Annotated in this window: 1 protein-coding gene; it reads left to right on the top strand. The window is 58.2% G+C overall.

What is annotated here, in order from left to right; translation table 11 throughout:
* Nucleotides 1–831 (top strand): formate--tetrahydrofolate ligase (locus LQE92_RS14375; RefSeq protein WP_231063610.1); only part of this gene is annotated, 831 nt, incomplete at both ends.

Genomic DNA, 831 nt, shown 5'->3' with positions numbered 1-831 from the left:
GCGAACAACCTGCTGGCAGCCATGCTCGATAACCATATCTATCAGGGCAATGCCCTGAACATCGACCCCAGGAGGATCACCTGGAGGAGATGCGTGGACATGAACGACAGACAGCTCCGTTTTGTGGTGGACGGACTGGGCGGAAGGACCAACGGAGTGCCCCGGGAGGACGGATATGACATCACGGTGGCATCGGAGATCATGGCGGTGCTGTGCCTGGCATCGGACATCACGGACCTGAAGGCCCGCCTCTCCAGAGTCATTGTAGGATATACCTATGACCAGAAGCCTGTGACGGCAGGGGATCTGAACGCCCAGGGAGCGATGACAGCCCTGTTAAAGGATGCGCTGAAGCCGAACCTGGTACAGACGCTGGAGCATGTGCCGGCCATCGTACACGGCGGACCCTTTGCGAACATCGCCCATGGCTGCAACTCGGTGATCGCGACCAAGATGGCGATGAAGCTGGGCGACTATGCGATCACAGAAGCCGGATTCGGAGCAGACCTGGGAGCGGAGAAGTTCCTGGATATCAAGTGCCGGATGGCAGGCCTGAAGCCGTCGGCAGTGGTAGTGGTGGCGACGGTGAGAGCGCTGAAGCACCATGGAGGAGTGGCAAAGGCAGACCTGAACAATGAGAATCTGGAAGCATTGGAGAAGGGACTGCCGAACCTGCTGCAGCATGTGGACAACATGAAGAACGTATATAAGTTGCCCTGCGTAGTGGCGATCAACGCGTTCCCGACGGATACGAAGGCAGAGCTGGACCTGGTGGAAGCGAAATGCCGCGAGCTGGGAGTGAACGTCGCGTTGTCGGAGGTATGGGCAAAA

Origin of the sequence: Lientehia hominis, from assembly GCF_021044755.1 — a bacterium.
GTDB lineage: Bacteria > Bacillota > Clostridia > Lachnospirales > Lachnospiraceae > Lientehia > Lientehia hominis.
This window is presented reverse-complemented; position numbering and strand designations above follow the sequence as displayed.